This is a genomic window from Massilia sp. P1_C10 (genome assembly GCF_056406475.1).
In genome coordinates, this window is record NZ_JBFUAC010000015.1 from 62,535 (window position 1) to 70,985 (window position 8,451).

Sequence of the window (8,451 nt, forward strand, 5' to 3'; positions counted from 1 at the left end):
ATCGGGCGAAGCTGCCGATAGCAAGCGGTTTTGCTGTTATTAGGGCAAGCATTCTAACGGGCATTGATTGTGCGGTGCAGCAGACGACAGGCCGGATCAGGTCGCGCCGGGCTGGTGGAGGCGGCGGTGGCGCTCCTCGCGTTCGAGGTCGGCGACACGGCGCACGGCCGCGTAGAAGTTGGTGAAGCTGCCGGCGCGTTCGAGCATCGCGCGGAACGCCGGCACGAAGTCGTTGTAGGTCGCGATCGCGGCCAGGTGCGCGTTCGACAGGGGTTCGGCGAAGAAGCGGTCGTAGCCGGCGTACCCGCCCCAGCTTTGCTTGAGCGCCGCGTAATCGTCCTGCAGCTGGGCGAACAGGCGCACCTTCTCGGCGCGCTTGACGGCGTCGCTGCTCGACGACTTGTAGTTCTGCTCGAGCGCGCGCCGGCACTTGAGCAACAGCGCGAGGAATTGCTGCTTGCGCGCCGTGTAGAGCGTGTACTGTTCGCGCATCTGCGAATTGCCGAAGTGCTGCAGCCAGCGTTCGACGCCGGCCTCCTCGACTGCGCTGGCGAACGATTCGTTGAACTGGGAGTCGCCCGCCACGTACACCACCTGATGCGCCAGTTCGTGGAAGATCAGGCGCGCCAGTTCGGCATCGGGATAGTTGATGAAGGTGGAGATCAGCGGGTCGTTGAACCAGCCCAGCGTGGAATACGCGGTGACGCCGCCGACCTGCACGTCGTTGCCGGCGGCGCGCAGTTCGCCGGCGTAGGCTTGCGCGTCTTCCTTGCTGTAGTAGCCGCGATAGTTGACGCAGCCGGCCACCGGGAAGCACCATTGCAGCGGCCGCAGCGACAGCTCCGGCGTGGCCACCACGTTCCACACGACGAAGGGCCGCTTGAGCGCGGTGTAGTTCTTGTAGCTCATGTTGTCCGGCAGGCCAAGCTGCTGCACCGCGAAGCGGCGGATCTGGCGCGCCGTCTCCAGCCGGATCCGCAGTTTCTGCGGCGTGCCGGGATCCTGCATCCAGTCGTCGATCGAGCGCGATTCGGACAGCAGCGAGATCTGGCCCTGCGCCGCCTGCGAGTAGTAGCCGATGGTGGAGCAGCTGGCGAGCGCTCCCGCGGCCGCGCCGCACACCAGCAGCCGCGTCACCAGCCGTTTCATGCCTTCTCGACCTCGACCAGGGTGTCGTAGAAGGTCGGCGCGCGGCCCATGTCGGTCAGGCGCTGGCTGGTCACCTCGTTGGCGTTCTTGCCGTCCCGGCCCAGCTTCTTCCACCACACCGACAGGCCGACCACCAGGCCTGGACGCGCCTTCGGCGTCACGCGCGCCTTGGCGACGAAGGTGCCGCGGTCGTTGAAGATGCGGACCATGTCGCCATCGACGATGCCGCGTTCTGCGCTGTCCGCCGGGTGGATGTCGAGGTGCGGCTCGCCCTCGGCGCCGCGCAGGCTCTTGACGTTCACGAACGTCGAGTTGAGGAAGTTGCGCGCCGGCGGCGAGATCATCGCCAGCGGGTACTTCTGCGCCAGCTCGGGATTGGACGCGGCCGACTCGTACGGCGGCGTGTAGCCTGGCACCGGATCGTGGCCATCGGCCAGCATCGTCTTCGAGTAGAACTCGCACTTGCCGGACGGGGTCGGGAAGCCGCCGTTGGCGAAGGGCGCGTCGGGCATGTTCAACTTTTGCCAGCCGCGCCGCTTCAGCGCGTCCCAGTCGAAGTGCACGGCGCGGGCGTCGCGCACGTCGAAGGCTTTGGCCGCGAGCTGGTCGTCGCTCTCGCTGAAGCACGGGTCGTCGAAACCCATGCGCGCGGCCAGCAGGCGGAAGATTTCGGTGTTGGGCCTGGCCTCGCCCATCGGCGCGATCGCGGCGTTATTGGCCATCATGTACAGGTGGCCGTAAGCGAGGTGGGCGTCGACGTGTTCCAGCTGCGTGGTGGCCGGAAGCAGGATATCGGCGTAGTCGGCGCTGTCGGTCTGGAAGTGTTCGAGCACCACGGTGAACAGGTCGTCGCGCAGGAAGCCGCGCATCACCTTGTCCGAGTCCGGCGCGATGGCCAGCGGGTTGGCGTTGTAGACGATGACCGCTTCGACCTTCGGGCCGAACGACGGCGACGCTTCGCGCAGCAGGTCGTCGCCGATGGTGGTCATGTTGATGGTGCGGACCGGCGACTTCTGCAGGTCGGGGCGCTGCAGCGCGACGCGGTTGGCCGGGAAGGAGCCGGACGCCGACAGCTGGATTCCGCCGGCCGCGTGGCGCCAGGCGCCGACCAGCGCGGGCAGGCAGGCGATGGTGCGCACCGACATGCCGCCGCCGGCGACGCGCTGCACGCCGTAGTTGACGCGGATCGCGACCGGTTCGCCGCGCTGCGCCATCTGGCCATAGTCGCGCGCCAGGCCGATCACTTCGTCGACCGAGATGCCGCAGGTCTCGGCGGTGCGCGCCGGCGTCCATTCGGCGGCGCGCGCCTTCAATTCGTCGAAGCCGAGCGTGTGCCGTGCGATGTAGTCGTCGTCGAGCAGGTCCTCGTTGATCAGCACGTGCATCATGCCGAGCGCGAGCGCCGCGTCGGTCCCCGGCAGCAGCGCGATGTGCTGGTGGCACTTCTCGGCGGTCAGCGAGCGGTAGGGATCGATCGCGATCAGCTTCGCGCCGCGCCGCTTGGCTTCCTGCGCGCGGGTCCAGAAATGCAGGTTGGAGGCGATCGGATTGCCGCCCCATATGATGATCAGTTTCGAATCCTGGAACTGTTCGAGGTCGGTGCCGACCGAGGCGCCGATGGTGTACTTGTAGCCGGTGGCGCCGGCCATCGCGCAGATCGTGCGGTCCAGCGCGGAGGCGCCGAGCTGGTTGAAGAAGCGCGCCGACATCGACTCGCCCTGCACCAGGCCCATGGTGCCGCAGTAGCTGTACGGCAGGATCGCCTGCGGCGCGCGCGACGCGATTTCGCCGAGGCGGCTGGCGATTTCGTCCAGCGCCTCGTCCCAGCTGATGCGCTCGAACTTGCCCTCGCCCTTCTTGCCGACGCGGCGCATCGGGTGCAGCAGGCGCTCGGGATGATAGGTGCGTTCGGCGTAGCGCGACACCTTGGTGCACAGCACGCCGGCCGTGGTCGGATGGTCCGGGTCGCCTTTGACTTCGGTGGCGACGCCGTCCTCCACGGTGATCAGCAGGGCGCAGGTGTCGGGGCAGTCATGCGGGCAGGTCGCGCGCACTTGTTGAATGGTCATCGGAGGGCTGCAAGCGTGGATCGAAGCCCTTACTTTATACGATTTCCGGGCACAAAGAGTGCCCCTCGTCACAGGCTGGTCATCCAATGACGAGTAGGGCTACAATGGCATTAACAATCAGGCATCAATGGAGACTCCGATGAACCTCGTCGAACCAATCATCGCGTTCCAGACGGAACTGCAGCAGATCCGGCGCGACCTGCACGCGCATCCCGAACTTTGCTATGAAGAACAGCGCACCTCCGACGTGGTCGCCGCCCGGCTGACCGAGTGGGGCATCCCGGTGGTGCGCGGCTTGGGCGTGACGGGCGTGGTCGGGATCATCAAGAACGGCAGCTCGAAGCGGGCGATCGGCCTGCGCGCCGACATGGACGCGCTGCCGATGCACGAAGTCAACACGTTCGCGCATGCGTCGCGCCATGCCGGCAAGATGCACGCGTGCGGGCACGACGGCCACACCGCCATGCTGCTGGGCGCGGCGCACCACTTGGCCACCCACCGCAACTTCGACGGCACCGTCTACCTGATCTTCCAGCCGGCCGAGGAAGGCGGCGCCGGCGCCCGCCGCATGATCGACGACGGCCTGTTCGAGCAATTCCCGATGGACGCGGTGTACGGCATGCACAACTGGCCGGGCATGGAAGCGGGCACCTTTGGCGTCGTCGCCGGGCCGATGATGGCGTCGAGCAATGAGTTCCGCGTGGTGGTCAAGGGCAAGGGGGCGCATGCCGCGCAGCCGCACAAGGGCGTCGACCCGGTGATGGTGGCGGTGCAGATCGCGCAAGCCTGGCAGACGATCATTTCGCGCGAGAAAAATCCGCTCGATACCGCGGTGCTGTCGATCACCCAGATCCATTCGGGCAGCGCGACCAACGTGATTCCCGACGAAGCGGTGATGATCGGCACCGTGCGCACCTTCACCACCGAGGTGCTGGACCTGATCGAGACGCGGATGGAGGAAGTCGCCACGCACACGGCGGCGGCCTCGCGCGCCACCGTCGAGTTCGGCTTCAAGCGCAACTATCCGCCGCTGGTGAACCATCCGGAGAAGACCGCGTTCGCGGTCGAGGTGATGAAGGCGGTGGCCGGCGCCGACCGGGTCGTGACGAACGTCGAGCCGACCATGGGCGCGGAGGATTTCGCCTTCATGCTGCAGGCCAAGCCGGGCTGCTATGTGTTCATCGGCAACGGCGAAGGCGCGCACCGCGAGGGCGGGCACGGCCTCGGTCCCTGCCAGCTGCACAACGCCAGCTACGACTTCAACGATACGCTGCTGCCGATCGGCGCCAGCTACTGGGTCAAGCTGGCGGAGATGAGCCTGCCGCCGGCCTAGGGCGACGCCGCCGAATTTGAACGCTGGCGCCTGTTACGGCAACTGGTTCGCACCGTCCCCCAGGCGCTGGCCCGGATTGACTTTCTCGAGCGCGAGCAGCGCGGCGCTCTGGTCGGCCGCCGGGAACTCGTCGGCGATCGAACGGTAGTGCTCGGTCACCAGCGCGGCGACCGGCAGCACCACGCCGGCATCGGCCGCGGCTACCAGCACGTTCTGCATGTCCTTCAACTGGCTCTTCACCTGCCCGCCCGGCATGAAGTTCCGTTCCAGCATGCGCTGGCCGTGCACTTCAAGGATGCGGCTTTCCGCGAATCCGCCGCGCAAGGCCGCGCGCACGGCGGCCGGATCGGCGCCCGCCGCCTGCGCCAGCAGCAGCGCCTCGGCGACGATGTCGAGCGTGCCGCCGACGATCAGCTGGTTGCACAGCTTGGCGACCTGGCCGCTGCCGGCCGGGCCGACCAAAGTCGGGCGGCCCATCGCGCGCAGCACCGGTTCGGCCAGCGCGAAATCCTGGACGCTGCCGCCGGCCATGATTGCCAGGGTGCCCGCCTCCGCGCCGAGTACCCCGCCGGACACCGGCGCATCGATGAAGTTGACCCCGTTTGCCTCCAGAAGGTGGTGGAATTTCACCGCCTCGCCTTTTTGCGTCGAGCTCATGTCGATCCATAATGCCCCAGGCTTTAGCGCAGGCAGCGCGGCGTCCAGCACGTCGCCGACGATCGCGCCGGACTCGAGCATCGAGATGACGATGTCGGCGCCATCCACCGCGTCGGCGAGGTTTGCGCGCGGATCGGCGCCGGTTGCGCGAAGTTCCTCGGCCTTGGCGGCGGTGCGGTTCCAGACGCGCAGCGAGTAGCCGGCTTGTGCGAGGCGCGCCGCCATCGGTTTGCCCATCAGCCCGATGCCGAGGAACGCCAGTGTTGGGGATGTCATGTCCGCTCCGTGATTGTGGAATGTGCGCATCGATTGTAACGCGCCGGTCAGCTGCCGCGCTGGCTGAAACCGGTACAATAAGGACGGTGTTAACTGAATTGCACTCATTCTTATGAAAGCGTTTATGTTCCTGAAAAAGATCAAGCCGGTTCTCGCGCTGGGCGCGCTGCTGGCGTTTCAACCTGTTTTCGCCGCGGACCTGGGCATCGATGCCGCGGCAGTGGAGTTCGGCACCGGGGCGAAGGTGCAAATGATTCGCGTCAGTATTCAGGACAACTGGAAGCGCAGCTGGTTCGAGTCGAACGGCACGCACCTGGCGGGCTATTCGGAATACAACCTGGCGCAGTGGCGCGGCAATGCGTATCGCAATGTGCCGGGCGACCACCAGAACATTACGGTGATCGGCACGACGCCGGTGTTCCGCTTCGAGCGCACCGACAAGCGCGGCTTGTACGGCGAGATCGGCGTCGGCATGGCCCTGTTCTCGCAGCTGTACAACAATGACGACAACCGCCTGTCGACGGCGTTCCAGTTCGCCGACCACCTCGGCGCCGGCTACGTGTTCGATAACAAGTGGGAACTCGCGGCCAAGCTGCAGCACTATTCGAATGGCGCGATCAAGAAGCCGAACAGCGGCGTCAACTGGTTTGTCGTGAAGCTCGGACGCCATTTCTAAGCCGGCGTCCCGTTGACTTCGTCATCGGTCGATTTATGTGACAATCGACCGATGACCAGTACCGCCACCATCAAGCAGTACCTTCCCTGGGTCGTTGCCACTGCGCTGTTCATGGAGCAGCTCGACGCAACCATCGTCAATACCGCCATCCCGAGCATTGCAGCCAGCCTGCACGTCACGCCGCTCAGCCTCAAATCCGTCGTCACCAGTTATATCCTCAGCCTCGCGGTCGGCATCCCGATCAGCGGCTGGATGGCGGACCGCTACGGCACGCGGCGCGTGTTCGGCACCGCGATCGCGATCTTCACGCTGGCCTCGGTGCTGTGCGGCCTGTCGCTGAACGCGCCGATGATGACGGCGGCCCGCCTGTTGCAGGGCGTCGGCGGCGCGATGATGATGCCGGTCGGGCGCCTGGCGATCATCCGCACCTTTCCCAAATCCGAATTGCTGGGCGCGATGAACTTCGTGATCATCCCGGCGCTGATCGGCCCGCTGCTGGGGCCGACGGTCGGCGGGCTGATCGTGCACTGGGTGTCGTGGCGCACGATTTTCTTCGTCAACGTGCCGGTCGGCCTGGTTGCGCTGTTCCTGGTGATGAAGTACATGCCCGATTACCGGGGAACCGAGCGCAGGCCGCTGGACGTGGTCGGCATGATCCTGTTCAGCTGCGGCACTGCTCTGCTGTCCTGGCTGCTCGAGATTTTCGGCGAGCACACGCTCGATCCGACCACGGCGGTGGTGATGCTGGCGCTGTCGATTGCCCTGCTGGTCGCCTACGGCTGGCACGCGAGCGGCATCGAATATCCCCTGCTGCGGCTGGCGCTGTTCAAGATACGGACGTTTCGCACGGCGGTGCTGGGCGGGTTTGCCACGCGCCTGGGCGTCGGCGGATTGCCTTTCCTGCTGCCGCTGCTGTACCAGGTCGGCCTCGGGCTGCCGGCGTGGAAATCGGGCCTGCTGATGATGCCGACCGCGCTGGCCGCGATGGGCATGAAGCTGATTTCAGGCCGGCTGCTGTCGCGCTTCGGCTATCGCCAGGTGCTGATCGTGAACACCGTCTGCATCGGCATCACGATCGGATTGTTTGCGATGGTGAAGTCGACCACGCCGCTGGCATTCATCGTCATGCTCGGCCTGATGCAGGGCTTCTTCAACTCGCTGCAGTTCTCCAGCATGAACACGCTGGCGTATGCCGACGTCGCGCAGGCCGATTCCAGCATGGCGAGCACGATCTCAAGCTCCTTCCAGCAGCTCTCGATGAGTTTCGGCCTCGCCGCGGGATCGCTGGTCGCGGCCTGGTTCCTTGGCGACGTGCCGCAAACGAATCGCGGCATGGTGACCAGTGCTTTGCACAGCGCGTTCGTCGCCTTGTCGGTGGTGACGATCCTGTCGTCGCTGGCCTTCTGGACGCTGCGCCGCGGCGATGGCGAGAGCATCACCAAGGGTGCAACCGTGGCGGCGGAACCCACGCCGGCGTGAGGACGAAAAAAAAACCCGTCATTGCATACGGGTTTTCTCTTATAACTAGCCTGACGATAACCTACTTTCACACTGGTTGCAGCACTATCATCGGCGTAAGCTCGTTTCACGGTCCTGTTCGGGATGGGAAGGGGTGGTACCGAGTTACTATGGTCATCAGGCATAACTTGTACAGATCTTGCTCCCAACCGGGCAGCAATACCTTGAATCTCGGGGCGTATTATACACCGGGGCCTGACTCGCCGGGCAAGACCCATTCAATCCAGAAAGCTCCGGACGAAAAAAAACCCAAGCATTTCTGCTTGGGTTTTTCTCTTATAACTAGCCTGACGATAACCTACTTTCACACTGGTTGCAGCACTATCATCGGCGTAAGCTCGTTTCACGGTCCTGTTCGGGATGGGAAGGGGTGGTACCGAGTTACTATGGTCATCAGGCATAACTTGTACAGGTCTTGCTCCCGACGGGGCAGCAATTCCTTGAATCTGGAAGAAGTAAGTTTTGWAYTACATGGGTAATGAGTATGAATCAGAACAATCAACAGCGCCGTTCTTCTTATCTCTGTACCTGTTAAGGTTATAGGGACAAGCCGTACGGGCAATTAGTATCAGTTAGCTTAATGCATTACTGCACTTCCACACCTGACCTATCAACGTCCTGGTCTCGAACGACCCTTTAAAGAGCTCAAGGCTCTGGGAAATCTCATCTCAAGGCAAGTTTCCCGCTTAGATGCTTTCAGCGGTTATCTCTTCCAGACTTAGCTACCCGGCAATGCCACTGGCGTGACAACCGGTACACCAGAGGTCTGTCCA

6 protein-coding genes and 3 rRNA genes are annotated in these 8,451 nt (G+C 64.3%); 3 read left to right on the top strand and 6 right to left on the bottom strand.

Features of this window, described 5'->3' with window-relative positions; genetic code table 11:
• Window positions 1–96: 96 nt before the first annotated feature.
• Together AC1D02_RS21990 and AC1D02_RS21995 are read right to left on the bottom strand one after the other, a co-directional pair.
• Window positions 97–1,149, bottom strand: coding sequence for an aminopeptidase (locus tag AC1D02_RS21990; protein ID WP_477320596.1), 1,053 nt, complete (start codon window positions 1,147–1,149; stop codon window positions 97–99).
• Window positions 1,146–3,218 carry a molybdopterin-containing oxidoreductase family protein gene (locus tag AC1D02_RS21995; protein WP_477320597.1) on the bottom strand — a complete coding sequence of 691 codons (2,073 nt, stop codon included), beginning with the start codon at window positions 3,216–3,218 and terminating at the stop codon, window positions 1,146–1,148. The genes AC1D02_RS21990 and AC1D02_RS21995 overlap by 4 nt, the downstream gene beginning before the upstream one ends.
• Window positions 3,219–3,357: 139 nt before the next feature.
• On the opposite strand from AC1D02_RS21995, the gene AC1D02_RS22000 reads away from it, so the two are divergent.
• Complete coding sequence (locus AC1D02_RS22000) at window positions 3,358–4,551, top strand: M20 aminoacylase family protein (protein WP_477320598.1); 1,194 nt, start codon at window positions 3,358–3,360, stop codon at window positions 4,549–4,551.
• Window positions 4,552–4,584: 33 nt separating this feature from the next.
• Here the strand turns inward: AC1D02_RS22000 and AC1D02_RS22005 are convergent, their stop codons facing one another.
• Window positions 4,585–5,514: an NAD(P)-dependent oxidoreductase gene (locus AC1D02_RS22005; RefSeq protein ID WP_477320599.1), complete on the bottom strand. Its 930-nt coding sequence runs from the start codon at window positions 5,512–5,514 to the stop codon at window positions 4,585–4,587.
• A 94-nt stretch (window positions 5,515–5,608) separates the two neighbouring features.
• Here AC1D02_RS22005 and AC1D02_RS22010 point away from each other — a divergent pair, with 94 nt between their 5' ends.
• Together AC1D02_RS22010 and AC1D02_RS22015 are read left to right on the top strand one after the other, a co-directional pair.
• Window positions 5,609–6,160, top strand: coding sequence for an acyloxyacyl hydrolase (locus tag AC1D02_RS22010; RefSeq protein ID WP_477320600.1), 552 nt, complete (start codon window positions 5,609–5,611; stop codon window positions 6,158–6,160).
• Window positions 6,161–6,211: 51 nt separating this feature from the next.
• Window positions 6,212–7,639, top strand: coding sequence for a DHA2 family efflux MFS transporter permease subunit (locus AC1D02_RS22015; RefSeq protein WP_477320601.1), 1,428 nt, complete (start codon window positions 6,212–6,214; stop codon window positions 7,637–7,639).
• A gap of 48 nt (window positions 7,640–7,687) precedes the next feature.
• On the opposite strand, the gene rrf (AC1D02_RS22020) is transcribed toward AC1D02_RS22015, so the two are convergent.
• From rrf (AC1D02_RS22020) to AC1D02_RS22030, 3 genes are all read right to left on the bottom strand, one after another.
• Window positions 7,688–7,800: ribosomal RNA gene (gene rrf / locus AC1D02_RS22020) — 5S ribosomal RNA — on the bottom strand.
• 163 nt (window positions 7,801–7,963) lie between these two features.
• A 5S ribosomal RNA gene (rrf, locus tag AC1D02_RS22025) occupies window positions 7,964–8,076 on the bottom strand.
• A 143-nt stretch (window positions 8,077–8,219) separates the two neighbouring features.
• A 23S ribosomal RNA gene (locus AC1D02_RS22030) occupies window positions 8,220–8,451 on the bottom strand; the annotation flags it as partial.